The organism is Roseovarius roseus (assembly GCF_043355935.2).
In the GTDB taxonomy this organism is placed as follows: Bacteria; Pseudomonadota; Alphaproteobacteria; order Rhodobacterales; family Rhodobacteraceae; genus Roseovarius; species Roseovarius roseus.
Map to the genome: position 1 here is coordinate 100,163 of NZ_JBHFPE020000003.1, position 25,481 is coordinate 125,643.

Here is a 25,481-nt window from a genome sequence, read left to right on the forward strand (position 1 = left end):
TTCATCGCAGATACGGCCGACACGCCTGATCACGGGCATCTTTACCGTGGGCGGCTGGACCATGCTCAGCCGCGTCCTGGGCTTCGCGCGCGACGTGATGATCGCCGGCCTGATCGGGCCGGGGCCGGTGATGGATGCCTTCGTCGCCGCCTTCCGCCTGCCCAACATGTTCCGCCGCTTCTTTGCCGAGGGCGCGTTCAACGCGGCCTTCGTGCCGATGTTCTCGAAACGGCTCGAGGGCGGGGACGACGCCGAGGGCTTCGCCCGGCTGGCCTTCAGCGGTCTGGCGTTGGTGCTGCTTTTCTTGGTGGCGCTGGCGATGATCTTCATGCCCGCGCTGGTATGGCTGACGGCCGAGGGCTTTGCCGGGGATCAGCGGTTCGACCTCACCGTCGAATTCGGGCGCGTCGTCTTTCCCTATATTTTCTTCATCTCGCTGGCGGCGCTGCTGTCGGGCGTGCTCAACTCGACCGGGCGGTTCGTAGCCGCTGCTGCGGCGCCCGTGCTGCTGAACATCATGCTCTGCAGCGCGATGGCGCTGGCCGTCTGGACGGGGGGCAGCGTGCCAACCGCGCTGGTCTGGACCATCCCCTTCGCAGGCGTCGCGCAGCTGGCCCTCGTCTGGGTCGCCGTCACCCGCGCAGGGCAAAGCATCAAGCCGGTGCGCCCCCGTTGGACGTCCGAAATGCGCCAGTTGGTGCGCATCGCGGTGCCGGCGGCCCTGGCAGGCGGCGTCATGCAGATCAACCTCCTCGTGGGTCAGCAGGTCGCCTCGAATTTCGAGAGCGCGGTCAGCTGGCTTTATGCCGCCGACCGGCTCTATCAACTGCCCTTGGGCGTCGTCGGCATCGCCGTGGGCATCGTCCTCTTGCCCGATCTCTCGCGCCGCCTGCGCGCGGATGACGGGGACGGCGCGCGCATGGCGCTCAGCCGCGCGGGCGAGGTGTCACTGGCGCTGACCATCCCCGCCGCGGTGGCGCTGGTGGTCATTCCCATCCCGCTGATCACGGTTCTGTTCCAGCGCGGCAATTTCAATGTCGACGATACCGCCGCGACGGCGCTGGCCGTGGCGATCTACGGCCTCGGCCTTCCCGCCTTCGTGCTGCAAAAAGTGCTTCAGCCGATCTATTTCGCGCGCGAGGATACCAAGAGGCCCTTCTACTACGCGGTCGCTTCGATGGTGGTGAACGCGGTTCTGGCCATCGGCCTTGCGCCCTATATCGGCTGGATCGCGGCGGCCATCGGCACGACGCTCGCCGGCTGGGCCATGGTCTGGCTGCTGGCGCGGGGCGTGCGGCCCTTCGGCGATGTCGCGCGCTTCGACGACCGGTTTCGCAGCCGCGTCTGGCGCATCTGCATGGCCTCCGTCCTCATGGGCGCCGCGCTCTGGGCGTTGATGATCGGCCTTTCGCCCATCTTCGGCGTAGCGGGCTGGCGTGCGCTGGCGCTGCTTGTCCTCATCACGCTGGGCATCGTCGTCTACTACTTCGCCGGACGGCTCGTCGGTGCCTTCACCAAGGCCGAGCTGAAGGCCGCCCTGCGCCGTCAGCGCTGAAGCAGCCTTGCGCGCAGTTTCGACCACCCGCCGGGGCGCAGTACGAAGGATGCGGCAAAACCGCTGAGAAATCCGGTCAGATCCGCGATCCAGCGCAATGTGCCGCCGAAAAACAGGCTGAAGAGCAGTTGCGCGCCCATCAGGAATCCGATGAGCACGAAGGCCCGCGACTGGCTGCCGCCCTGCTGGCCGAGCTTGAGCCAAAGCAGATATGTGAAGGCACCAATCAGGCCGTAAATGCCCGGAAACGCGCCGTAGAGCCACGGATTATCGCGCGAGATCAACCCGTAGACCAGCGCGCCGCAGATGGCCGGGATGAAGAACGCGGCCAGCGTGGCCATGGGACGAAACACCTCGCCCACGAATTTGCCCATCGCCAGCAATAGCGCGGCGGCAAAGAGCATCTGGCTGAACCCGCCATGCAGGAACGGGTAGGTCACAAGACGCAAGAGCTGCTCGGGCGGATAGGTCCCGTTGGTGATCATCCAGCGCAGGATATCCCCGCTGAAACCGTAATCCTGGATCATCGCCTGCCGCCAGCCCACCGCCTGCGGGCCGCCGATCAGCCCCTTGGAGCCAAGGAAAAACGCGATCTCGGGGATGACCACGGCCAGGAAAAGCACCACCACGACGGGCGGCAGCGGATTGAACGGGCTGGAATCGTCGGGATGGCGCATGGGTTGGCTCGGGCCTTTGCTTGACGGGGCATGGGCGCATGGGTAGTTGAGGACGGCACGGAAATCCAGACGGAGACGCAAGAGATGAGCGATGCAGCCTTCACCCCACGGGTGTTTTCGGGCATCCAGCCCTCCGGCGATCTGCACCTTGGCAACTACCTCGGGGCGCTGAAACGCTTTGCCGATGCGCAGGACCGGGGTGTGCAATCGCTCTATTGCATGGTCGATCTGCACGCGATCACCGTCTGGCAGGAACCCGAAAAGCTGCGCCACGCCACGCGCGAGCTGACGGCGGGCTTCATCGCCTCGGGACTGGACCCTGAAAAGTCGATCCTGTTCAACCAGAGCCAAGTGCCCGAGCACACGCAGCTTGCCTGGATCTTCAACTGCGTCGCGCGCATGGGCTGGATGGGCCGCATGACCCAGTGGAAGGACAAGGCAGGCAAGAATGCCGAGAATGCATCCTTGGGCCTCTTCGGCTATCCGGCGCTGATGGCGGCCGACATCCTCGTCTACCACGCCACCCATGTGCCCGTGGGCGAGGACCAGAAACAGCATCTGGAGCTGACACGCGACATCGCCGCGAAGTTCAATCACGATTACGGCGTAGAATTCTTTCCCCTCGCCGAGCCGGTGATCGAGGGCGCGGCCACGCGCGTGATGAGCCTGCGCGACGGGTCCAAGAAGATGTCGAAATCGGACCCCTCGGACATGAGCCGCATCAACATGACCGACGACGCCAACACGATCTCCAAGAAGATCCGCAAGGCCAAGACCGATCCCGAGCCGCTGCCGACGGATCTGGACGGGCTGGAGGGTCGCCCCGAGGCGCGCAACCTCGTCAACATCTATGCGGGCCTTGCGGGCATCAGCGCCGAAGAGGTCATGCGCGATATGGGCGGTCGCCCGTTCTCCGAGTTCAAGCCGATGCTGGCCGATCTGGCGGTCGAACGCTTGGCGCCCATTTCCGAAGAAATGGGCCGCCTCATGCAGGACGTGGCCGAGATCGACGCCATCCTTGGCCGCGGCGCGGACCGCGCCCGCGAGATTGCCGCGCCGATCCTTGCGCAGACCTATGATATCGTCGGCATGGTCGGACGCGGAAGGTAGGCGTTAAAGTAACACTCACTTATCCGAAACATGCCTTCGGGCCGGGTGAGGTCCGACACAGACGTAGCTAGATTGGCTTTCCCCATTTTCGAGGTTTACGGATTTTGTTTAGACTATTCGGCAGAAAGCTTATCGAGAAACCGGCATTTCTGGTTCACACGCCCGAAATCGCCAACCATTTCGCGCCCATTTGGGATGCCTTGGGCACGCAGCCCTTTGATGTTCTCATGTACGGCAGTGCCACTCTTCCAACTGACATGTCAGCGGATCGTTGGCCGATGCGGATCCGCCATGTGTCAGAGGTGATCTCCACGCGGCAGAGGTACGACGTTCTGATTTCAAATCACATTATCGAATTGGCATTCGGAAAGGGTCGCAGGAAAAAACCGCTGATAAACCGGTTAGGGCGCACGAACCTTCGAATGATGTATGCTGCCGGAAAGACGGGCTGGAACCTCTCGGACTGGAATAGTTTGTACGATGGTGTGCTCTGCTTTGGCCCCTACCACGCAGAGGCCTTCACCAAGAAATTTGACGTGTCGGTCTTTCAGATGGGCTATCCACGCTTTGACCGATATTTTGACGATCCCCCCGCCATGGATGCGCTGCGGAGGCAGATGGGGTGCGATCCGGCAAAGCCGACAATCGTGTGGCTCCCGACTTGGCGTCACTTGTCATCCGTCGGACATTTCAATGCCGAAATCTCCGCATTGAAGGACGAATTCAACGTCGTGGTGAAAGTTCATCCGCTCATGCCCAAGGACGAGCCCGAACGGGTCGCCGCGTTGTCAGGCCTTGGGTTCAATGCGGTCATTGTCGATTCCTCCGATAACCTACCCCTTTACCAACTGGCGGACTACATGCTGTTTGACTACGGCGGTCCGCCGTTTGCAGGCATCTATACCAACAAGCGCTTTGTACTGCTGAACGTTCCCGATGCGGACAAGGATGAGCTTACCGGCCCTGACTCACCTGATTTGATGCTACGCAATGAATTTGCGAATGTGGACGCCGGTGCCGATGGGATTCGGCCATTGCTACGCGAAGGGGCGCACTGGGAAGATCACCAGATCGCCAGCGATCGGCTGCGGGCTCAGTATTTTGCCCCGAGGTTCGGCACATCTGCAAAGGCGGCTGCGGAGGCCATTATGGACCGAAAGTGGATACAGCCGAAGAGAAAGCAACAATGATTATCTGGATGGTGGGCCTGTCGGGGTCAGGCAAGACGACATTGGGACGCGCGATCGCGAACGAATGGCGCGGCATTGCGCCAAATACTGTTTTTCTGGACGGCGACGAGCTCCGCGAGGTCTTTAGCTACGATCAGGGTGATGCACCCTACACGGTCGAAGGACGGCGGCGAAACGCGTGCCGCATGGTGGCATTGTGCGAAATGCTGGACAGGCAGGGCATCAATGTCGTCTGCTGCATCCTGTCGATTTTCCCCGACATGCGCGCCGAAAACCGGCAACGGTTTTCTGAATATTTCGAAGTTTTCATGGATGCGCCGATGGACGCTCTACGCCGGCGGGATGTCAAAGGGCTGTACGCGATGGCGGAACGTGGCGAAATGAATAACGTCATAGGGGTGGATATTCCGTTCGAAAAGCCGACCACCGCCGACATGATCGTCGACTCGTCAATGGACGACCCGGATATTCCGTCGCTATCGCAGAGCGTTTTGCAACGGGCCGGGGTCCTATGAAGACCGACGCTATCTATCCCTATGCCTCTGGCGATCTGCTGTGTGATCGCAATACCTACTTTTACTCTCAGTATCACGGTGCCGCTTTTCTCGACGCTTGGGCGCGGCAACGCGCCAGCGCCTTGAGAAACACCGGGGCCAAATCCGATCTGCATGAGGCCGCGACCCCTACCGTGGAATTGATCCGCAAGGTGCGGGCAGAGTTGACCGCCGACGCAGAGAACAAACGCGCCTGGAAGGACATGGATCGTCTGGTGCAACGCTTCGAAGTGACGAAGCGGGTGCATGACGCCTATGGCGAAAACTGGCGGGCAGTGGACCCGGCACGGTTTCACGCCGCCAACGCGTATATCGAGCTTTCGGAGGCATTCGCGCAGGCCTATCGGCAAACCGGCGCTCTCACCTACCTCAACGCGCTTCTGAAGATCCTTGATACGCAGACGTCTTTTTCAGGAGGATTGTCGAAACATCTACAGGATCGGCTCGCCGACCTGATGAAGCAGGAGGCGGATTTCGTCGCCTCCCTGCGCGCGAAGGTCGCTGCCCGGAGAATACCGCCGCCACCGCCGGCGCCGGAGATCGACGTCGCCACCGGCGCCCTGCAGGAAACCGTCCTGCTGGCATGCGATTCCGCCCGGTCCCGCGCCTACATTCAGGCAATGTGCCGCCTTGGTATGCCGCCATCCCATGTCTATCTGATGGGGGCTGAACTGGACCGCGCGCCCGATGGCGGCGGCCCGGCGTCCGGGCAGGGAATTTTCGCTCTCGACCTGGCGGAGCGGATAACAACGACCTGCGCCCGTGCGGGGCTTGCCCTGACGCAGTTGCCGGACCGCGATGTGAACAGCGATGCGACCATTCGGGCCCTGACGCATATCACCGCCGATCTCGTGGTTTATTCAGGGGTTGGCGGACAGATCGTGTCGGAACGCGCGCTGTCGGCGGGCCCGCGGTTTTTGCATATGCACTCCGGCTGGTTGCCCGATTATCGCGGGAGCACGACCCTCTATTACGCAATCCTGAACGGCGAACATCCGGGCGTGACATCGATCATTCTGGACCCCGGTATCGATACCGGCCCGGTCGTGTTGCGCCAAAAATACTCGATGCCCGATAAACACATGGACGTGGATCAGCTCTACGATGCCGCCATTCGCGCCGACACGATGTGCCGGACGCTGGCGCATTTCGCGCAGCAGCGCGCGGTCAGTGCGCAACTTGAGCAATGTGCAGATCAGGGCAGAACCTACTTCGTCATTCATCCGATATTAAAGCATATTGCCCTGCTATCCTTAGGAGAAGACTGATCGTGTCAGCCAATGAATCCTTCGTTTTCCGCACCAAAGCCGAAACACTGGCCGACCTGAAACCACTGGTCAAAACGGCGCATGTGCCGGAACTGATGTATTTTTCGCTGGCCGAGTGGAACAGCGCCGCTCCCGATTTGCTGGACCGCATTTCAAAGCAATTCGGCAATCGCTTGGTTGTCATCCGCTCCAGTGCGCTGTCCGAAGATGCCGAAGATACCTCGATGGCAGGCCAGTTCGATTCCGTTCTGTCAGTACCGGCGCAGGATACCGACCAGCTGGCTCAGGCAATCTCGACCGTGGCCGACTCCCTGCCCGGAGATCCGGGTGACAAGGTGCTGGTTCAGGAAATGGCGCAGGACATTCAGGCCAGTGGCGTCATCATGACCTTCGACGTATCTCGCGGCGCGCCTTACTACTGCATTGAATTCGATGATGAAACCGGCCGCACCGACATGGTGACAAGCGGGGGCGGATCGCACAAAAGCCTCTACGTCTATCGCAACGCTCCACGTGAATACATCAAGTCCGGCAGGATCAGTGCCTTTCTGGATCTGGCGCAAGAGTTGGAAAACCTATGCGATTGCGCGGCGCTTGATATCGAATTCGGACTGGATCGGAACGGCCAGCTTCATCTGTTTCAGACGCGCCGCATCGTTCTGGCGCGCAACTGGCACCCGGTGATAGAACGGCGGGTCGAGCGCCAGCTTGTCCATCTTGAGGCGTTTCTGGAAGAGCGCTCCAGCCCGCGCGACGGATTGCTGGGCGAACGCACCATTCTGGCCGTTATGCCCGATTGGAATCCCGCCGAGATCATCGGCACCACTCCGAGACCGTTGGCAGCGTCGCTGTATCGCACGCTGATCACCGACGCCGTCTGGGCCCGCGCCCGCGCGGCGATGGGGTATCGCGATCTGGGCGACACGGACCTGATGGTCCTGCTGGGTCACCAGCCGTATATAGACGTGCGCAACAGCTTTAATTCCTTTCTGCCTGCGGGAATAGACGAAGACGTCGGCGCAAGGCTGGTGAATGCGTGGATGGACCGGCTGGAGGCCAATCCCGAGCTGCACGACAAGGTAGAGTTCGGGATCGTTCCGACATGCTACGATTTCACGTTCGAAGCCGACTTCTCAGAGCGGTATCCAGACGTCTTGTCCAAGGCCGAAACCGACGCCTATGCAGCCCAGTTGGTGGACCTGACCCGGCGTGCATTGTCTCCGGGGCCGGACAACACACTCCAGATCGCACTGGATACAATCGAACGGATGACGGCACTGGAGTGGTCCGACGTCGATCGGGACGCTCCTTATGCCAATCTCGATCGTGCGCATAAACTGCTTCAGGTTTGCAGCGATCTGGGAACGTTCTCTTTCTCCGTGGCGGCACGCCACGCCTTTATCGCCGAGGCATTGCTGCGCTCGGCCGTGCGGCGCGGCGCCTTGGAGGGCGCGCGATTTGACGCGTTCAAACGCACGATTCGCACCGTCAGCGGCGATATGCTGGAGGATTATTCGGCCGTCGCGGCGGGCCGGATGGAACGCCGTGATTTCTTTCGGAAATATGGTCATTTGCTGCCCGGCACCTATGAGCTGACATCCCTTCGCTATGACGAGCGGGGTGACAACCTCTTCAGTTATGGCATCGATCTTGGAAATCTCGTCCAGAGTGAAAAATTCGAGCTCAGCGAAACCGAGCGCACGGCGCTAGCAGGCCTGCTGAGCGAATCCGGCCTTGACGTGCTTGGGCCGGACGATCTGATCGCCCATGCCGCCCGAGCTATCGCGGCACGGGAAAACATCAAGTTCAAATTCACGCGCGTCTTGTCTGACGCAATGACGCACATCCTTCGCTGGGGTCACCTGCACGGGTTGTCGCGTGAGGATCTGTCCTATCTCAACTGGTCAGACATCTCCGAAGGGAGAAGCGCACCGCGCCTCGACGATCTGGACCGGCATTTTCTGGATTTGTCGCATCAGCGTCGCAGGGACCTTGCAACGGCGCAGACCCTCAAATTCGCTCACATCATCTTCCGTCCGCGTGACATCTACGTGGCGACGCTGAATAGAAGTGTCCCGAACTTTATCGGACTGGGCATCGCGTCTGGCAAGGTTCATCAACTCACGGCCAACGCCTCGTCAGGTGTCGACCTAGAGGGGTGCATCGTCTGTATCGAAAACGCGGACCCCGGATTCGACTGGATCTTCACCAAGGGTCTGGCAGGCCTGGTGACGCGGTTCGGCGGCGCCAACTCTCACATGGCGGTGCGTAGCGCCGAACTTGGCATTCCCGCAGCGATCGGTTGCGGTGACCAGATTTTTGAGCGCATTGCCAAAGCCACGCAGGCGGAATTGAACTGCACGGAAAGATTTCTGAGGCCCCTGCATGGATAAGAGTGAGCGCAGGATCGGCCTGACCATGCGGACCCAGCAGGCCGAAGGGTATCACGAGCCGCGCGATGCGCTTGCGCAGGCATGGGCGAGCTATCTCGAGGCGGCCCTGCCCGAGGCTTGCTGGATGTATCTGCCCAGTCTCGGAGCGGGAAAGATGGAGACGTATTGTGAGGGTTGGGGCTTGGACGGCCTGATCCTGACCGGGGGCGAGGATCTGGACAGCTCGGCCCTGCGCGATGAATCGGAGCGCGCTTTGCTGAAATGGGCCGCCTCGCGGGGGGTGCCCGTTCTGGGTATCTGCCGCGGATTGCAGATGATGACCCATGCGGCCGGTGGGCAGCTGACGACGGTTGGCGGGCATGTCCGCGCGCGCCATGTGTTGACCGGGCGCTATTCGCACGAGGTGAACAGCTTTCACACCACGGGGGTCACGGACTGCCCCGAGGGCTATCACGTTTTGGCGCAGGCGCCAGATGGCAGCATTGAGGCAATCGGTCACGATACGCTACCTTGGGAAGGCTGGATGTGGCATCCCGAGCGTGAAGCCAGCTATTCCGCTGATGACATCAACGCAACTCGCAGGATCTTTTCATGAAAGCCATCATACTCGCCGCCGGTCGCGGCAGCCGAATGAAATCCATGACGGATGACAATCCGAAATGCATGGTCAAATTGCATGGCGAGCCGTTGATCGAACACCAGCTTCGCAGCCTGCGACAGGCCGGGATCACGGAGGTAGCTGTCGTTACGGGCTATCTCAGCAATATGTTGCAAGGGTATGGTGATCACAAGTTTCACAATCCGCGATGGGCTGACACGAACATGGTTTCGTCCCTGGCCACTGCATCTGAATGGTTGAACGCCGAGCCATGCATCGTCAGCTATTCCGACATTTGCTACGACGCCAGCGCGGTCACGTCCCTGATGGACTCGGATGCGGATCTTGCAATCACCTACGACCCCGATTGGGAGCGGCAGTGGACCGCCCGTTTCGGAGATCCGTTGCTGGACGCAGAAACATTCAAGCTGGGCGCGGGCGGAGAACTGACCGAAATCGGCGGCAAACCGGACACGATAAGCGAGATCGAAGGGCAATATATGGGGCTGTTGCGATTTACCCCCCCTGCATGGACAGATCTCGAGTCCATGCGGCACGCTCTTTCCGATGCGCGCCGCGATGCGCTGGACATGACCAGCGCACTGCAAAATATAATCGACCGGCGCAATATTCGCGTAATGCCAATTGCATATCGCGGAGCTTGGGGGGAAATCGATTCCTCGGAAGACATCAGTGTCTTTGAGTAAGATGCAGTTTTGCAGACGCAAATTGCACCGGTTTCCATAGCCCTCCGGCGGGCATATTTTCGGACAAGTGAAGGAGGGGCGCGGCATGGGGACCGGCACAAATATTCGGACATGGTTTGAGGGTGCCTGGCATGACGGCGACGTGCCCGTCATGCGGGCGGCCGATCATGGCATGTGGCTCGGGAGTGCCGTCTTTGACGGGGCGCGGTTGGCGCATGGGGTGGTGCCCGATCTTGACCTGCATTGCGCGCGCGTGAATGCCTCGGCGCGGGCACTGATGCTGGAGCCGACCGTGGATGCGGGCGAGATGGTGGAGATCATCCGCGAGGGTCTGCGCGCCTATGCGCCGGGCGCTGCCGTCTATATCCGGCCGATGTATTGGGGGCAGGACACGGGCTATATGGCGCTGGTGCCGGATGCCAAATCGGTCGGCTTTGCCATCTGCCTCGAAGAGGTGCCGATGCCGCCCGAGGGCGCGTCGACCACCCTGACGCGGACGCGGTTTCGCCGGCCCGTGATGGAGGATGCGGTGGTCAACGCCAAGGCCGCCTGCCTTTATCCCAACAACGCCCGCATGCTGGTCGAGGCGCAGGCCAAGGGCTTTGGCAACGTGCTCTGCGCAGATGCGATAGGCAACGTGGCCGAGAGTGCCACCGCCAACGCCTTCATGGTCAAGGATGGCGAGGTGTTCACGCCGGCGGCCAATGGTACCTTCCTTGCCGGGATCACGCGGGCGCGTCATATCGCGAACCTGCGCGCCGATGGCGTGACGGTGAATGAGACGGTGCTGAGCTTCGACGATTTCCACAGCGCGGACGAGGTGTTCCTGACCGGCAACATGGCCAAGGTTACGCCAGTGACCGCCTTCGATGACACGTCCTACCAGATCGGGCCGGTGACGCGGCGGGCTCGTGAATTGTATTGGGATTGGGCCGCAGGCAGTCCGCTGTAAACCGATCGGATTCAAGCGAACAGTAAACGCCGGGCGGCTCTCCGCCCGGCGTTTTGTTGTTCAGAGCGCTGCCCGCTCGGCCGTCGTCATCCGCAGCATCGGCAACTGGCGGATGACCACCGGCGCGATCAGTGCAAGGCCGACCAGCGTGGCGTAGAGATTTGGCGCGACCAGAAGGATCGCGGCCACCGCCAGCAAGGCCCGCTCATAAGCCCGCATCGGGCCGATCAGCCAGTCGGCGAACGCCGCCGACAGCATCCAGATACCTGCCATCGCACCGGTCACGCCGATGATGAACTGCGTCCATGTGAACCCGTCCACGACCAGCAGGAGCGACGGGGAGAAGACGAAGACGAACGGCACCAACGCCTTGCCCATGCCGAGGCGGAAGGCCGTGTTACCCGTCTTGAACGCATTCGAATCCGCGATGCCCGCCGCCGCGTAGGCGGCCAGCGCCACAGGCGGCGTGATGTCCGCCATGACCCCGTAATAGAAGACAAAGAAGTGGGCGACGAGCGGCTGCACCCCCAGCATACCAAGGATGGGCGCCGCCACCGCGATCATGATCAGGTAGTTGGCCGTCGTCGGGATGCCGCACCCCATCAGGATGCAGACGATGGCCGTCATGATCAGCGTGAACATCAATGTCAGCGCCGGAACGGTCATCACCTCGAAGGGGATGAAGGCGAGGAAGTCATGCACGCTTGTCGCCCAGCCCGCAGCCACGGATGTGACCATGTAGGCGATCTTGAAGCCGACGCCGGTCAGGGTGACGACGCCGATGATGACACCCACCAGCGCCGCCGCCGCCGTCACCGACAGCGAGAACTTCGCGCCGGTGACGAAGCTGTCCCAGAGCTCGGAGGCCGAGGCACGGGCCGCGCCCATGATATCGCTGCCATGGCGCACGAGGTTCTGGATGATCAGCACGAGGATGCACGACAGGATCCCGTAGAAGGCGGCAAGGTAGGGCGTTTTGCCCGACAGCAGTGTCGCCACCAGCACGAAGAGCGGCAGCGTCGTCAGCCAGCCCGCCTTGAAGACCGCCCAAGCGACGGGCAGCTCATCCTTGGAAAGGCCGCGCAGGCCGCGGCGGCGCGCCTCAAGGTGCACCTGCACCAGCACGCCAAAGAAGTGCATGAACGCCGGAACCAGCGCTGCGGTAAGGATCGTGGTCAGAGGCACGCCCAGATATTCGATCATCAGGAAGGCGACCGCGCCCATGACCGGGGGCGTGATCTGTCCGCCGGTCGAGCTTGCCGCCTCGACCGCCGCCGCGAAATGGCGCGGATAGCCGATGCGGATCATCGCCGGGATGGTCAACGAGCCGGTGGTCACGGTATTGGCGATGGACGAACCCGAGATCGAGCCGAGCATCGCCGAGGAAACGACCGACACTTTGGCCGGGCCGCCCGCGTACCGGCCCGCCAGGGACGATGCGAGGTCGATGAAAAGCTGCCCGAGGCCGATCCGCGTGGCCATCACGCCGAAGAGGACGAAGTGGAACACATAGGTCGCGATGACGCCCAGCGCGGTGCCGTAGATGCCCTGGGATGTCAGGTAGAGATGGTTGACGATATTCGTCCAGCTGGCGCCTGGATGAGTCAGCACGCCGGGCATCGACTGGCCGAAATAGGCGTAGGCCATGAAGAGGATGGCAATCACCGGCAGCGGCCAGCCCATCGCGCGACGCGTCGCCTCCATCAGCACCACGATCAGGATGGTGCCCATCACCACGTCGATCATCAGCGGATTGCCCACGCGGAACGCCAGATCGTTGAACACCCACGGCACATAAAGCGCCGAGACGATGCCCGCGATGGCGAGGATCCAGTCGGCCAATGACACTCCCATGGGCGTCAGCAGCGTATTGCGCGGCTCGGGGCGCGCGCCAAACACGGTGAATGAGAAAAAGATCAGGCCCAGCGTAAAGGCCAGATGCGTGCCACGATGCAGGGTGGCCTGCGGGATTCCGTAGCCGGACGTATAGAAGTGATAGCACGAGAGGACAAACAGGACGCCGCCCACGATCCACGACATGGTGGGCAGTAGGGGCCGAAACCGAACCTCGGGATCATATTTTTCCTCGATGGCTTTCATTTCCGCTTCGGTCATCTGGCGGGTGTCGTCAGTCTCGGATTTGTCGGCCATGGGCGCCTCACTGCGATATCGGGAAAGGGACGCTATGGGTCGGACGTCCCGAGGGCGGGCATCCCGCCAGGGGCCCGGCCCGCGCTACGCGGGCCGGGCCGGTCACTATGGACCGATTACTCGACCAGGCCCTGCTCGCGATAGAACTTCTCGGCGCCCGGGTGCAGCGGAATACCGACACCGTCGAGCGCTGTCTCGGCAGTGATTTCCTTGCCCTTCTGGTGACCGGAATCCAGCAGCTTGCGGGTGTTCTCGTTCCAAAGGGCGGCGGTGATGCCATAGATCAGGTCTTCGGGCTGATCCGCGCTGGTGACCCACTGTGCGCCGACCGACAGGGTGGTGACATCATCAGCCACGCCCTCATAGGTGCCGCCGGGCACGACGTTCTCGGCAAAGAAAGTGTATTCGCCGGTGACGGCCTCAGCCTCGGCGCCCGAGATCGGCACCAGAACGATATCTTCCTGGCTGGCCAGCTCGGCGATGGCACCCGCCGGGAAGCCGCCGACGAAGAAGAACGCATCCATCGCGCCGTCGCGCATGCGCTCGGCTGCCTGATCGGGCTTGAGGAAGGCGGCATCAACGTCTTCTTCCTTGAGGCCATAGGCGCCGAGGATGATGCGCGCATCGACCAGCGTGCCCGAGCCCGGCTCGTCCAGCGAGACGGTTTTTCCGGCCAGATCGGCGACCGAGGTAATGCCCGAGTCGGCGGATGCGACCAGGTGGATCGTCTCGGGGTAGAGGTTGGCGATGGCGCGCAGGTTATCGACCGCGTCACGGCCTTCCCAGATGCCGGTGCCGGTCTGCGCCCAGGTGGCGACGTCCGATTGCGAGAAACCCGATTCCAGCGTGCCGCCAGCAATGGCGTTGATGTTGGCGACCGAGCCGTTGGCCGAGAGCGCCGAGGCGATCAGGCCGGGATACCCGCAGGAGCCGCCCTCTTCGCAGGGGCGCGAGCCGGGCGGGTTCGAGATCGCGTTCGCGATCAGGCCACCGATGGGATAATAAGTGCCGGACGTGCCGCCGGTGCCGATGCGGAAAAACTGCGGCTCTTGCGCGGATGCGACAGTGCCGACGGCCATCATCGCGGCGCCGACCGTGGCAGCGCGCATGAGGCGTGTGAAACCGATTTTCATGAGGGTTCCTCCTTGAACTCTATGAGACATGAGGCCCAACTAAACTACACGGTTTCGGGGTTTGCAACGCGATTGCTATGCTGCCCTGCAGCGTAGAGACTGCATTTGTATCGCTTTGCACGGACGGCGCGGGGGCAGAGCCACGAGTTTCATCACACAAGCTTACCGCAGCAGGCGCAGCGCGCCATAAAGGTTTGCGCGCCAAAGAAAAACACGCCCTGACATGAGCGGGGCGTGTTCGGTGAAACAAATCCGCGATGTCTATCCGCGCGCGTCGAGCGCATCCTCGACCGTGCGCAGGCCGGTGCGGGGCGATTGCACCAGCACGGCCATGTTGCCGGGCTTGTGCTCGTTGCGCAGCATTTTCAGATGCGCGGCGGGGATGTCGGCCCACGGGAACACTTCGGACATGCACGGATCAAGGCGGCGCTCGACCATCAGGTTGTTCGCCGCGCTCGCCTGTTTCAGGTGCGCGAAATGCGAGCCCTGCAACCGTTTTTGGTGCATCCACATATAGCGCACGTCGAAGGTGCAGTTGAAGCCTGTGGTGCCCGCGCAGATCACGACCATGCCGCCCTTCTTGCAGACGAGGCTCGAGACCGGGAAGGTCGCTTCGCCCGGATGTTCGAACACCATGTCGACATTCACACCCTTGCCGGTGATCTCCCAGATCGCCTTGCCAAAGCGGCGCGCCTCCTTGAGCCATGCGTTGTATTCATCCGTATTGACCTTGGGAAGCTGACCCCAGCAGTTGAAATCCTTGCGGTTGATGGCGCCCTTGGCGCCCAGATCCATCACGAACTGGCGCTTGTCCTCTTCGGAAATGACCGCAATCGCGTTGGCGCCCGCCGTATTGATCAGCTGGATCGCGTAAGAGCCAAGGCCACCTGACGCGCCCCAGACCAGCACGTTCTGGCCGGGCTTCAGATCATGCGGCTCGTGCCCGAAAAGCATGCGATAGGCGGTGGCCAGCGTCAGGGTATAGCAGGCGCTTTCTTCCCATGTCAGATGCTTGGGACGCGGCATCAGTTGCTGCGCCTGCACGTTGGTGAACTGCGCGAATGAGCCATCCGGCGTCTCGTAGCCCCAGATGCGTTGCGAGGGCGAAAACATTGGATCGCCGCCGTTGCATTCCTCATCGTCGCCATCGTCCTGATTGCAGTGGATGACCACCTCGTCGCCCACTTTCCAGCGGCGCACCTTGTCGCCCACGGCCCAGACGACACCGGCGGCGTCCGAGCCTGCGATGTGATACTCGGCCTTGTGCACGTCGAAAGGGCTGATCGGCTGGCCGAGGCCCGCCCAGACGCCGTTATAATTGACGCCCGCCGCCATCACGAGCACCAGCACCTCATTGCTGTCCAATGTGGGGACATCGACCACTTCCTGCTTGAAGGACTTGTCGGGCTCGCCATGCCGCTCGCGGCGGATGGTCCAAGCATACATCTGTTTGGGCACATAGCCCATCGGGGGCATTTCGCCGACCTCGTACAGATCCTTTTCGGGTGCGTCGTAGCGCGCGATGCCGGTATCGGTGTCCAGTGCCATGCGGGCCTCCTGTATCGGTGTCTTGCCGCAATGCAGAATCGCGACGGTCTGTCTTGGGAATACCGGCCGCTGCGCAACAATGCAATGCCGTGGTGCGGATTTTGGTAACTTTATGACCCCGCAGGCGCAGAAATATCCGCTGCATGCGCAGCATCCGAAGGCCTGTTGCTGCCCGGCATAGCTGGCAGCAAATGCGCAATCGACGCCGCGTAATAGGTCAGGAGGGGCGCGCCGCCCTCGGTGACGGCCCATACGCCTGCATCCTTGCGGATCGCGCCGCGCGCGGCCAGTGCGGCACAGGCGCGCGCAACCTCGGCCTCTATGTCGCCCACCAGCGGCATCTCGGCCCCGCCGATCCGCAGCATCTCGCGCGCTGCATCGGCCAGCGTCGCCGCATCCAACGGCGCACGTTGCTCCAGCAGGGCGCGCGACACCATCGGCACGCATAGCAGCGGCATCGCCGCCTCGATCCGAGCCATCAGGTCGCGGCCCAGATCCTCCAGCTGCGGCGTCGCGCCATATTCGCTCAGCCGCACGGGCGGGGCAAAGACCACTGCCGCCGTGCCGTAGCGCGTGAAGCGGCCCCGCAACCGCTGCCAAAGGATACGCGCGGCCGAGCGAATGACCGCGCGCTTGCGGGCCGCAAACCTGCGATCACCGCGCGTTCCGGCGTCAATCAGGATACGGTCCTCCAGCACCCGGTCGTAGTTGATGGCAACGGGCACGAAGACCACGTCGCGCCCGCCGGGCTTCCACCCCTCGACCACGTAGGACAGCAGTCCCAGCTTGGCCGGCTTGACCCGCCCGTCCAGCGTCAGCCCACCTTCGGGGAAGATCGCCTGCGTCACGCCGCCGGTGGTCGCCATCTGCACATAGCGCGCCAGCACCGTGCGGTAGAGCCCCCCGCGCGACCGGCGGCGGATGAAATAGGCGCCCATCGCCTTGATCAGACGGCTCAGCGGCCAGACGCGCGCCCATTCACCCACAGCATATGACAGCGCCGAGGCCTGCGCGGCCAATGTCGTGACCAGCACGTAATCCATGTTGCTGCGGTGGTTCATGATAAAGATCAGCGTCGCGTCATGCTCGATCCCGTGGATGATCTCGCTGTTATGCGGGCCGGTTTTCACGTCATAGAGAAGGTTGGCCAGCCAGTTCGCCACCCGTGTGCCAAAGCTGAAATAGGCAAAGGCGCTGAAGCTGGGGACGATCTCGCGCGCATAACGGCGGGCCTGCTCAAAGGCCACGTCCTCGCGCACGTTGTTGCGCGCGGCATAGTCGACGATGGCCTGCGTCACGTCCGGATCATAGATCAGGCGCAGGATCATGTCGTGGCGCCGGGCCAGTTTGAAGGGCTCGATCGGGCGGGCGAGGCGGGTGTTCAGCTTGGACACCGCACGTTCCAGCCTGCGGCGAAAGAACCAGCGTACGGAGGGAAAGAGAAAATGCGAGGCGAACGTGACAGCCGCGAAAGCGATCAGCAGCAAGAGCGCCCATAGGGGCATATCCACCGTCGATGTCACGCGCCCGATCCCCCGATACTGCGCACCCCGCCTATCTGAGAGCGGGGCGCTGCACGTCTATTTCTGCTGCATCCCCGCCAGCACGGCGGCCAATGGACGCTGATCCACTTCGATCAGGCCGCGCCGGGGGCGGTCAAGATCAATGATCATAAACACAAGTAGCACGATCAGCGCCAACATCAGATAGACAGGTGTCGCAGGCGCCGTCCCCGACAGCCCCGAGGAAAAGCCCAGCATCGCCCCCGACAAGATGAAGGTACCGAACAGCATGAAGAGGACGATCTCGGGCACGTGCCGTTCGATCGCGGCATCGCGCGCGCCCAGCGCGTCGATCATGTCATTGAGCGACGCGGCATAGCTGAGCGCCGCCGGCCCGCCCCCGCTGGCAGCATGGGCCGAGGCCTGCTCCCACAGCTCGGCAAAGGCGCCCTCGGCATTGGCAACAAGGCGTTTGCGCCGCTGGGTCTGGTCCGCGGGCACTTCGGCGGCATCAAGGCGCAGGCGGGTATAGCGGCGCAGATCGTCCTTCGCCTCGGCGCGCAGGTCCGCGGGCAGGAAATCACTTCGCAGCCATGCGGTGCCGATGGCGTTCGCCTCGTCCACCACGGCGGACGAGCGTGTGTCATGCCGCGACAGGCCCAGCGAGAAGGTGAAACCCAGAAGCAGCGCCAAAAGGCCCAGCATCGAGCCCTGAACGGCGGTCGTCTGGCTGCGTCCTTCTTCGGACTGGCTGCGGTGGCTGCGCCGCCCGATCATCCAGGCAAGACCCATGGCGACCAGCATCAGCGCCAAAAGGCCAAGTGCGATCAGACTGGACGGAATATCATAAAGCACTTCGCGTGGTCCTATCATGGGGATCCCTCGTGGCGCGGATGCCACTGGCATCGCCGGTGTCGTGATGTGCGCGGCTTGTAGGGCAAGAGGGCGCGCCAGACCAGACGCATGACGCCCGGCACCTGTAATCAGATCGGCACCGCGGCGGGAATGCATCGCATGCGCGGCATCGAAATTGCCGCATTGCGGCGAATTGACATCAGCTCAATCTTTCGCATAGTTAGCCCCAAGCGCAATATTGTTACCAGACCGCGAGGCAAGATCATGTCCAAGCCCACCGCAGACCGTCCGTGGCTGATCCGCACCTATGCAGGTCATTCGACCGCCACCGCGTCAAACGCGCTCTATCGCGCGAATCTGGCCAAGGGACAGACCGGGCTCAGCGTCGCCTTCGATCTGCCCACTCAGACGGGCTATGACAGCGATCATGTTCTATCGCGCGGCGAGGTTGGCAAGGTGGGCGTGCCGGTCTGCCATCTGGGCGACATGCGGCAGCTTTTCGCGGACATCCCGCTGGAGCAGATGAACACCTCGATGACGATCAACGCCACCGCGCCCTGGCTTCTGGCGCTTTATATTGCCGTGGCCGAGGAGCAGGGGGTGGACCCTTCGACCCTTCAAGGCACAGTGCAGAACGATCTGATCAAGGAATATCTGAGCCGCGGCACCTATATCTGCCCGCCCAAGCCGTCGCTGAAGATGATCGGGGACGTGGCCGAGTATTGCTACAAGAACGTGCCGAAATGGAACCCGATGAACGTGTGTTCCTACCACCTGCAAGAGGCCGGCGCGACGCCCGAGCAGGAGCTGTCCTTCGCCCTCGCCACCGCCATTGCCGTGCTGGACGAGCTGCGCCCCCGCGTGCCCGATGAGGATTTCCCGGTGCTGGCGGGTCGCATCAGCTTTTTCGTCAATGCAGGCATCCGCTTCGTCACCGAGATGTGCAAGATGCGCGCCTTCGTCGATCTTTGGGACGAGATCTTGCAGGAGCGATACGGCGTCGAGGACCCGAAATTCCGTCGCTTCCGCTATGGCGTGCAGGTCAACTCATTGGGTCTGACCGAGCAGCAACCCGAGAACAACGTCTATCGCATCCTGATCGAGATGCTGGCCGTGACCCTCAGCAAAAAGGCGCGCGCCCGCGCCGTGCAGCTGCCCGCCTGGAACGAGGCGCTGGGCCTGCCGCGCCCCTGGGATCAGCAATGGTCGATGCGCATGCAACAGATCCTGGCCTATGAGACGGACCTGCTGGAATTCGACGACCTCTTCGACGGCAACCCGGCGGTGGACGCACGCGTCGAGGCGCTAAAGGATGGCGCGCGGCGCGAGCTGGCCAGCCTGGACAGCATGGGCGGCGCCATTGGTGCGATCGACTACATGAAGGCACAGCTGGTGGGCAGCAATGCCGCACGGCTTGGCCGGATCGAAGCGGGAGAGACCACCGTGGTCGGCGTCAACAAGTTCACCACCGGCGAGCCGTCGCCCCTGCAGACTGAGGATGGCGGCATCATGACCGTCGATCCCGCCGTCGAGGCCGAGCAGATAGGCCGCCTGAACGAGTGGCGCGCCGCACGTGACGCAGATGCCGTTACCGCCGCACTGGCCGAATTGCGCAGCGCCGCCAGCGAGGGGCGCAACATCATGCCCGCCTCGATCAAGGCCGCCCGCGTGGGCGTGACCACCGGCGAATGGGCGCAGGAAATGCGCGCCGTGCATGGCGAATATCGCGGCCCCACCGGGGTCAGTTCCAGCCCGTCAAACATGACCGAAGGCCTTGATGACATCCGCGAGGCGGTCGCCGCCGCCTCGACCAAGCTGGGCCGCCGGCTCAAGTTCCTGGTCGGCAAGCCGGGCCTTGACGGGCATTCCAACGGGGCCGAGCAGATCGCCTTCCGCGCGCGCGATTGCGGCATGGATATCGACTATCGCGGCATCCGCCTGACGCCTGAGGAGCTTGTGCGCACCGCAAAGGAGGACGGCGCGCATGTGGTGGGCCTGTCGATCCTGTCGGGCAGTCACATTCCGCTGGTCGAGGACATGATGCAGCGGATGCGCGATGCCGGACTGGGCGACGTGCCGGTGATCGTCGGCGGCATCATCCCCGAGGAGGACGCGGCCCGCCTGCGCGCCATGGGCGTCGCACGGGTCTACACGCCCAAGGATTTCGAACTGAACACGATCATGCGCGATATCGTGGCGCTGGTCGATCCGGGTGCCGTCGCCGCCGAGTGACGGCGGCGATTAAGGGCTGGCGGCGCGGCGGGCATCGGCTAGGCTGTCGGCACACACCGGGAATCAACGAGGCTGCCCATGTCAGATACGCTTACCATCCGCCCCCTCCAGGCCTCGGACGAGGCCGAGTGGCGCCGCCTCTGGACCGGGTATCTGCAATATTACGAAACCTCTGTGCCCGAAGAGGTGTACGAGACGACGTTCCGGCGCCTCCTGTCGGAGGATCATCCCAACCAGAACGGCCTTCTGGCGCTGAAGGGCGATCATCCCGTCGGCCTCGTGCATTACATCTATCACCCGCATAACTGGAAAATCGAGGATGTCTGTTACCTGCAGGATCTCTACGCCGATCCCGCCGTGCGCGGCACCGGGGTGGGCCGCAAGCTGATCGAGGCGGTCTATGAGGCAGCGGATCGCGACGGACGCCCATCGGTTTACTGGATGACGCAGGATTTCAACGCCACGGCCCGGCAGCTCTATGACCGGATCGGGGTGCTGACGCCCTTCATCAAATACGCGCGCTAGGCGTGCAGGCCTTGCCGATGGGCAGGGCGGCAAAAGATCGCACGAAGCGCACTTTTAAAACCGCAGCTTTGGGTTATTTTTAGTCCTATGCCTTACGAATGGTCCCCACCCGCGATTGGATCGGATACCCGCCGTCTGGACATGTGGCCGCATCGGTCCCTGCCCCGACGCGGCTTTGCCGGGTTCATGCTGGCGACCTGCCTGATGTTCTCCATCCCGCTTTTTGCGCTGGTGGGTACCGTGGTGCTCTGGGGGCTGTTGCCATTCCTGGCCCTCGCCGTTGTGCTGATGTGGTGGGCGCTGGAGCGCAGCTATGCCTCCGGGCGGATGCATGAGGCGTTGATTATCGACGCGCAGGAGGTGCTGCTGACCCGCACCAATCCGCGCGGCGACGTGCAGAAATGGGATTGTAATGCCTATTGGGCACAAGCCCAGATCTATCCCACGGGCGGGCCGGTGGCCAATTACATCACACTGCGCGGATCGGGCCGTGAGGTGGAAGTGGGCGCCTTCCTGTCCGAGGACGAGCGCAAGGCGCTCTTTGCCGAACTGACCGGCGCGCTGAGCCTCGCGCGGGCGAACGCATAGGCGCAGAGCAGGCCCAGAGGGCCGCGACCTTTGGCAGGCTCGGCTATTGAGTATTTTCGGAACAATGAAAGATGGCGGTCAGGGTGGTGCCACTTTACTGCGTCATGCGGTCCTTGATGCGCGAGCCGACTGCGCCGAAATCCATCTGGCCGGTATACTTGGCCTTGAGCACGCCCATGATCTTGCCCATGTCGCGGATCGAGCTTGCGTCCGTCTCGTCAATGGCGGCCTCGATTGCGGCGGAGATTTCCTCGTCCGAAAGCTGGCGGGGCAGAAATTCGGCGATGATGGCCGCCTCCTGCTGCTCGCGCTCGGCGAGGTCTATGCGGCCCGCCTCTTCGTAGGCGCGCACCGATTCCTGACGCTGCTTGGTCATCTTGCCTAGGATGGCGAGCACGTCATCGTCGCTGAGCTGCGTATCGCCACCATTGGCACGAGCTGCGATTTCCTGATCCTTGATCGCCGCATTGATCAGGCGCAGCGTGGCAAGGCGGGGGGCATCCTTGTCACGCATCGCCTGCTTGAGGGCGTCGTTGACGCGGTCGCGCAAAGTGTTCTGCATGGCTCAATCCTCTGGCCGCGGTGGCGGAGCAATCGTCCGGCGCGGGGTCACAAGGCACGCTATCTATCCAATCATGCCCTTCAAAGCAACCGGGCAGCGGCCTGCCGCAACGTCATGCAGCGCCCCTTGGCCCTTGACCCTTTGCGGCCGCACCCTTAGTTTCGCGCAGATTTTGCGCCTGCCAGCCTTAGTCGCCCTGCCCCAACAGCCCCAGACCGGAGAGCCGCCATGCCCGATGCGCCCCAGCCCCGCCCCACCGCCTGCCTCGCGCTGGCCGATGGCAGCGTGTTCTACGGGCGCGGCTTTGGCGCCACCGGCGAGGTCGTGGCCGAGCTGTGCTTCAACACCGCGATGACCGGCTATCAGGAGATCATGACCGACCCCAGCTATGCGGGCCAGGTCGTCACTTTCACCTTTCCGCATATCGGCAATACCGGCACCAATGCGGAGGACGACGAGACCGCCGATCCGGTGGCCGCAGGCATGGTCGTCAAGTGGGACCCGACCGAACCCAGCAGCTGGCGCAGCACGCAGACGCTGCAGCATTGGCTGGCCCAGCGTGGGCGCATCGCCATGGGCGGCGTCGACACCCGCCGCCTGACCCGCGCCATCCGGCAGCAGGGCGCGCCGCATGTCGCGCTGGCGCATGACCCGGATGGCAATTTCGACATCGGCGCACTGGTCGAAAAGGCCCGCGCCTTTGCCGGGCTCGAGGGGCTGGACCTGGCCAAGGACGTGACCTGCGCGCAATCCTATCGCTGGAACGAGATGCGATGGGCCTGGCCCGATGGTTACCCGGTGCAGGAGAAAGCGCCGCACAAGGTGGTCGCAATCGATTATGGCGCCAAGCGCAATATCCTGCGCTGCCTCGCCAGCGCGGGATGCGACGTGACCGTCCTGCCTGCCACCGCCACCGCCGAGGAGGTGCTGGCACATGAGCCCGATGGCGTGTTCCTGTCGAACGGCCCGGGCGATCCAGCGGCGACGGGCGTTTATGCCGTGCCAGTGATCCAGGAACTGCTGAACGCGGACCTGCCGATCTTTGGCATCTGCCTGGGCCACCAGATGCTGGCGCTGGCGCTGGGCGGCAAGACCGTCAAGATGAGCCACGGCCATCACGGCGCAAACCATCCGGTCAAGGATTACACGACCGGCAAGGTCGAGATCACGTCAATGAACCATGGCTTCGCCGTCGATGGCCAAAGCCTGCCCAAGGGTGTGTCCGAGACGCATGTATCGCTCTTCGATGGGTCGAATTGCGGGATCGCGCTGGAGAATCGCCCCGTCTTTTCGGTCCAACACCACCCCGAGGCAAGCCCCGGCCCGCAGGACAGTTTTTACCTTTTTGAACGTTTTGCGGCCTCGATGGCCGCCAGAGCCCCCGTTTCCTAAGGGTTTTTTCCGCGGCTGTTTACCTTCCGTTAACCAGAATGAACGAAACTCTTCGCTGCAAGCCAGGGCGAGGGGCATCCTATGGGTATTTCAGAACTGCGAGAGCTGGACACGCAGTCCTGGACTTCTGCCAGCCTGCCGCCAGATGCCGCGCGGCCCGTTCCGCTCTGTGCGCTGGGGCGCCATCTGGTGCAGGTTGGCACGATATCGCAATCGGATGCCGACCTGGCGCAGATCGTGCAGGGCCAGTGCGACGCGCCCATCGATCACGTGCTGCGCGCCGAGGGGCTGCTGGATGAAGCCGACATTCTCCAGGCGCAAGCCACACGCGCAGGCCTGCGACATGCAACCGCGGCCGAGTTGCACCATGGGGCCGAGCTGCTGGGCGGCATCGACGCGCGCAGTCTGATCCGGCGCGGCGCTGCGCCGCTGCGGGGCAAGGACGGCGTGCTGCGCCTTGCCGTCGACCGCCCCGAAACAGCTGACGCTCTCGGAGATCTTCCGGATGGGCTCCGCCGCCGCGCGCCCCTCATCGCGCCCCGCCGCGCCATTCAAGGGGCCATGGCCGACGCCGCGCGCACCGCGCTGACCGCCGCCGCCGAAGCGCGCCCCCCGGCGAGCGAGAGCTGCCGGACATGGTCTGCGTCACCTGCCCGGCGGGGCGCCATGGCGCTGGCGCTCATCGGCATCTGCATTGCGGCCAGTATTCTTTATCCCACGCTTGTCTTTGGCGCCTTCATGGGCTGGGCCGTTCTGACGCTCGTCGTTTCGGCAACGCTCAAGTTGAGCGCCGCATACGCGCGTGTCATCGCCGGGCCGCCCGAGACGATCCAGCCGCCCTTGCCCGCCGGGGCCAAGCTGCCCAAGGTATCGATCCTTGTGCCGCTCTACCGCGAGACGCGGATTGCGGAGGCGCTGATCAAGCGGCTGAGCCGGCTGACATACCCCAAATGTCTGCTGGACGTCATCCTCGTGCTGGAAGAGAGTGATGATACGACGCGCCGCACGGTCGACGCCATCGACCTGCCGCCTTGGATGCGTCCCATCATCGTGCCCGATGGCCAGCCCCGGACCAAGCCGCGCGCAATGAACTACGCGCTGGATTTCTGCGATGGCGATATCGTCGGGATCTTTGACGCCGAGGATGCCCCGGACCCTGACCAGATCACCCAGATCGCGCGCCGCTTTGCCGCCGCGCCGCCTGATGTGGTCTGCCTGCAGGGCGTTCTCGATTATTACAACCCGCGCCAGAACTGGCTGGCGCGCTGTTTCACCATTGAATACGCGACATGGTTTCGCGTGATGCTACCCGGCATGGCGCGGCTGGGATTTGCCATCCCGTTAGGGGGCACGACCCTTTATTTTCGGCGCGACGTGCTGGAGGAGCTTGGCGGATGGGACGCCCATAACGTGACCGAGGATGCCGATCTAGGCTTTCGCCTCGCGCGGCATGGCTACCGCACCGAACTTATCGGTACGGTCACCGGGGAGGAGGCGAATTGCCACCCCTGGCCCTGGATCAAGCAACGCTCGCGCTGGCTCAAGGGCTATATGACGACCTACCTTGTCCACATGCGGCGGCCCCTGCTGCTGCACCGGCAATTGGGCGCTTGGAAATTCTGGGGCTTTCAGGCGCATTTCCTTGCCGCGCTGTCGCAATTCCTGCTGGCGCCCTTCCTGTGGTCCTTCTGGCTGGTGCTCTTTGGCCTGCCCCACCCGCTGGACCCGGTGTTGCCGCGCGAGGGAATGCTGATGTTCGGCAAGCTGTTCCTGGCGGTCGAGATCCTGAATATCGGGATTTACATGCTGGGCGTCTCGAGCAGAAAGCATCGTCATCTGCTCCCTTGGACGCCGACCATGCATCTCTACACGCCGCTTGGCACCATCGCCGCAATCAAGGCAGTTTACGAGATGATCACCGCCCCGTTCTACTGGGACAAGACCAGCCACGGTCATTCGCTGCAAAGCACACAGGCGGATATCTGACGC

Annotated in this window: 21 protein-coding genes; 14 read left to right on the forward strand and 7 right to left on the reverse strand. The window is 62.9% G+C overall.

The features are described 5' to 3' along the window. Positions 1-10 precede the first annotated feature (10 nt). The gene (murJ, locus tag ACEWPL_RS06735; RefSeq protein WP_393933345.1) at positions 11-1,555 is read left to right on the forward strand and encodes a murein biosynthesis integral membrane protein MurJ; all 1,545 of its coding nucleotides are present in this window, start codon (positions 11-13) and stop codon (positions 1,553-1,555) included. Here the strand turns inward: murJ and ACEWPL_RS06740 are convergent. Next, positions 1,546-2,232 (reverse strand): rhomboid family intramembrane serine protease, encoded by a 687-nt coding sequence (locus tag ACEWPL_RS06740; protein WP_393932765.1) that lies wholly within the window; start codon positions 2,230-2,232, stop codon positions 1,546-1,548. The genes murJ and ACEWPL_RS06740 overlap by 10 nt on opposite strands. Before the next feature lie 84 nt (positions 2,233-2,316). Here ACEWPL_RS06740 and trpS point away from each other — a divergent pair, with 84 nt between their 5' ends. The 8 genes from trpS to ACEWPL_RS06780 all read left to right on the forward strand — a co-directional run bounded on the left by trpS (position 2,317) and on the right by ACEWPL_RS06780 (position 11,004). Then, entirely contained in the window at positions 2,317-3,342 is a 1,026-nt protein-coding gene (trpS, locus tag ACEWPL_RS06745; RefSeq protein ID WP_393932767.1) for a tryptophan--tRNA ligase, read from the forward strand. 104 nt (positions 3,343-3,446) lie between these two features. Next, positions 3,447-4,532, forward strand: a complete 1,086-nt coding sequence (locus tag ACEWPL_RS06750; RefSeq protein ID WP_393932769.1) for a CDP-glycerol glycerophosphotransferase family protein — start codon at positions 3,447-3,449, stop codon at positions 4,530-4,532. After that, the gene (locus tag ACEWPL_RS06755) at positions 4,502-5,047 is read left to right on the forward strand and encodes an adenylyl-sulfate kinase (RefSeq protein WP_420744333.1); all 546 of its coding nucleotides are present in this window, start codon (positions 4,502-4,504) and stop codon (positions 5,045-5,047) included. The genes ACEWPL_RS06750 and ACEWPL_RS06755 overlap by 31 nt, the downstream gene beginning before the upstream one ends. Further along, entirely contained in the window at positions 5,044-6,354 is a 1,311-nt protein-coding gene (locus ACEWPL_RS06760; protein ID WP_393932773.1) for a formyltransferase family protein, read from the forward strand. Before ACEWPL_RS06755 ends, ACEWPL_RS06760 begins: the two co-directional genes overlap by 4 nt. Before the next feature lie 2 nt (positions 6,355-6,356). Beyond that, positions 6,357-8,747, forward strand: a complete 2,391-nt coding sequence (locus tag ACEWPL_RS06765) for a PEP/pyruvate-binding domain-containing protein (RefSeq protein WP_393932775.1) — start codon at positions 6,357-6,359, stop codon at positions 8,745-8,747. Next, positions 8,740-9,342, forward strand: coding sequence for a gamma-glutamyl-gamma-aminobutyrate hydrolase family protein (locus ACEWPL_RS06770; RefSeq protein WP_393932777.1), 603 nt, complete (start codon positions 8,740-8,742; stop codon positions 9,340-9,342). Before ACEWPL_RS06765 ends, ACEWPL_RS06770 begins: the two co-directional genes overlap by 8 nt. After that, on the forward strand, positions 9,339-10,052 hold the full coding sequence (locus tag ACEWPL_RS06775; protein ID WP_393932779.1) for a phosphocholine cytidylyltransferase family protein: 714 nt from the start codon (positions 9,339-9,341) through the stop codon (positions 10,050-10,052). The genes ACEWPL_RS06770 and ACEWPL_RS06775 overlap by 4 nt, the downstream gene beginning before the upstream one ends. Before the next feature lie 85 nt (positions 10,053-10,137). Next, positions 10,138-11,004 (forward strand): branched-chain amino acid aminotransferase, encoded by an 867-nt coding sequence (locus tag ACEWPL_RS06780; protein WP_393932781.1) that lies wholly within the window; start codon positions 10,138-10,140, stop codon positions 11,002-11,004. A 60-nt stretch (positions 11,005-11,064) separates the two neighbouring features. Here ACEWPL_RS06780 and ACEWPL_RS06785 read toward each other — a convergent pair whose 3' ends face one another. The 5 genes from ACEWPL_RS06785 to ACEWPL_RS06805 all read right to left on the reverse strand — a co-directional run bounded on the left by ACEWPL_RS06785 (position 11,065) and on the right by ACEWPL_RS06805 (position 18,211). Then, positions 11,065-13,155 (reverse strand): TRAP transporter permease, encoded by a 2,091-nt coding sequence (locus tag ACEWPL_RS06785; protein WP_393932783.1) that lies wholly within the window; start codon positions 13,153-13,155, stop codon positions 11,065-11,067. A gap of 116 nt (positions 13,156-13,271) precedes the next feature. After that, the gene (locus ACEWPL_RS06790; RefSeq protein ID WP_393933347.1) at positions 13,272-14,264 is read right to left on the reverse strand and encodes a TAXI family TRAP transporter solute-binding subunit; all 993 of its coding nucleotides are present in this window, start codon (positions 14,262-14,264) and stop codon (positions 13,272-13,274) included. Positions 14,265-14,549: 285 nt separating this feature from the next. Continuing rightward, positions 14,550-15,836, reverse strand: coding sequence for a crotonyl-CoA carboxylase/reductase (ccrA, locus tag ACEWPL_RS06795; protein WP_393932785.1), 1,287 nt, complete (start codon positions 15,834-15,836; stop codon positions 14,550-14,552). Between the two features lie 110 nt (positions 15,837-15,946). Further along, complete coding sequence (locus tag ACEWPL_RS06800; RefSeq protein ID WP_393932787.1) at positions 15,947-17,359, reverse strand: 1-acyl-sn-glycerol-3-phosphate acyltransferase; 1,413 nt, start codon at positions 17,357-17,359, stop codon at positions 15,947-15,949. A 57-nt stretch (positions 17,360-17,416) separates the two neighbouring features. Next, positions 17,417-18,211 carry a bestrophin-like domain gene (locus tag ACEWPL_RS06805; protein ID WP_393932789.1) on the reverse strand — a complete coding sequence of 265 codons (795 nt, stop codon included), beginning with the start codon at positions 18,209-18,211 and terminating at the stop codon, positions 17,417-17,419. A 246-nt stretch (positions 18,212-18,457) separates the two neighbouring features. Here ACEWPL_RS06805 and ACEWPL_RS06810 point away from each other — a divergent pair, with 246 nt between their 5' ends. The 3 genes from ACEWPL_RS06810 (at position 18,458) to ACEWPL_RS06820 (ending at position 21,538) form a co-directional block, all read left to right on the forward strand. Further along, complete coding sequence (locus ACEWPL_RS06810; RefSeq protein WP_393932791.1) at positions 18,458-20,425, forward strand: methylmalonyl-CoA mutase family protein; 1,968 nt, start codon at positions 18,458-18,460, stop codon at positions 20,423-20,425. A 78-nt stretch (positions 20,426-20,503) separates the two neighbouring features. Then, positions 20,504-20,950, forward strand: a complete 447-nt coding sequence (locus ACEWPL_RS06815) for a GNAT family N-acetyltransferase (RefSeq protein WP_393932793.1) — start codon at positions 20,504-20,506, stop codon at positions 20,948-20,950. A 141-nt stretch (positions 20,951-21,091) separates the two neighbouring features. After that, on the forward strand, positions 21,092-21,538 hold the full coding sequence (locus tag ACEWPL_RS06820) for a DUF2244 domain-containing protein (RefSeq protein ID WP_393932795.1): 447 nt from the start codon (positions 21,092-21,094) through the stop codon (positions 21,536-21,538). A gap of 94 nt (positions 21,539-21,632) precedes the next feature. Here the strand turns inward: ACEWPL_RS06820 and ACEWPL_RS06825 are convergent, their stop codons facing one another. Further along, a complete protein-coding gene (locus ACEWPL_RS06825; RefSeq protein ID WP_393932797.1) occupies positions 21,633-22,100 on the reverse strand; it encodes a GatB/YqeY domain-containing protein in 468 nt (155 codons plus the stop codon). A 228-nt stretch (positions 22,101-22,328) separates the two neighbouring features. On the opposite strand from ACEWPL_RS06825, the gene carA reads away from it, so the two are divergent. Next, positions 22,329-23,492, forward strand: coding sequence for a glutamine-hydrolyzing carbamoyl-phosphate synthase small subunit (gene carA / locus ACEWPL_RS06830; protein WP_393932798.1), 1,164 nt, complete (start codon positions 22,329-22,331; stop codon positions 23,490-23,492). 81 nt (positions 23,493-23,573) lie between these two features. Next, positions 23,574-25,478, forward strand: a complete 1,905-nt coding sequence (locus ACEWPL_RS06835; RefSeq protein ID WP_393932800.1) for a glycosyltransferase — start codon at positions 23,574-23,576, stop codon at positions 25,476-25,478. Positions 25,479-25,481 lie beyond the last annotated feature (3 nt).

Bases quoted from the DNA above. Each gene is read 5' to 3' on its own strand.
- ACEWPL_RS06740 (WP_393932765.1), bottom strand. From the start codon at position 2,232: ATGCGCCATCCCGACGATTCCAGCCCGTTCAATCCGCTGCCGCCCGTC.
- trpS (WP_393932767.1), top strand. From the start codon at position 2,317: ATGAGCGATGCAGCCTTCACCCCACGGGTGTTTTCGGGCATCCAGCCC.
- ACEWPL_RS06760 (WP_393932773.1), top strand. From the start codon at position 5,044: ATGAAGACCGACGCTATCTATCCCTATGCCTCTGGCGATCTGCTGTGT.
- ACEWPL_RS06770 (WP_393932777.1), top strand. From the start codon at position 8,740: ATGGATAAGAGTGAGCGCAGGATCGGCCTGACCATGCGGACCCAGCAG.
- ACEWPL_RS06775 (WP_393932779.1), top strand. From the start codon at position 9,339: ATGAAAGCCATCATACTCGCCGCCGGTCGCGGCAGCCGAATGAAATCC.
- ACEWPL_RS06780 (WP_393932781.1), top strand. From the start codon at position 10,138: ATGGGGACCGGCACAAATATTCGGACATGGTTTGAGGGTGCCTGGCAT.
- ACEWPL_RS06785 (WP_393932783.1), bottom strand. From the start codon at position 13,155: ATGGCCGACAAATCCGAGACTGACGACACCCGCCAGATGACCGAAGCG.
- ACEWPL_RS06790 (WP_393933347.1), bottom strand. From the start codon at position 14,264: ATGCGCGCTGCCACGGTCGGCGCCGCGATGATGGCCGTCGGCACTGTC.
- ccrA (WP_393932785.1), bottom strand. From the start codon at position 15,836: ATGGCACTGGACACCGATACCGGCATCGCGCGCTACGACGCACCCGAA.
- ACEWPL_RS06805 (WP_393932789.1), bottom strand. From the start codon at position 18,211: ATGATAGGACCACGCGAAGTGCTTTATGATATTCCGTCCAGTCTGATC.
- ACEWPL_RS06810 (WP_393932791.1), top strand. From the start codon at position 18,458: ATGTCCAAGCCCACCGCAGACCGTCCGTGGCTGATCCGCACCTATGCA.
- ACEWPL_RS06815 (WP_393932793.1), top strand. From the start codon at position 20,504: ATGTCAGATACGCTTACCATCCGCCCCCTCCAGGCCTCGGACGAGGCC.
- ACEWPL_RS06820 (WP_393932795.1), top strand. From the start codon at position 21,092: ATGTGGCCGCATCGGTCCCTGCCCCGACGCGGCTTTGCCGGGTTCATG.
- ACEWPL_RS06825 (WP_393932797.1), bottom strand. From the start codon at position 22,100: ATGCAGAACACTTTGCGCGACCGCGTCAACGACGCCCTCAAGCAGGCG.
- carA (WP_393932798.1), top strand. From the start codon at position 22,329: ATGCCCGATGCGCCCCAGCCCCGCCCCACCGCCTGCCTCGCGCTGGCC.
- ACEWPL_RS06835 (WP_393932800.1), top strand. From the start codon at position 23,574: ATGGGTATTTCAGAACTGCGAGAGCTGGACACGCAGTCCTGGACTTCT.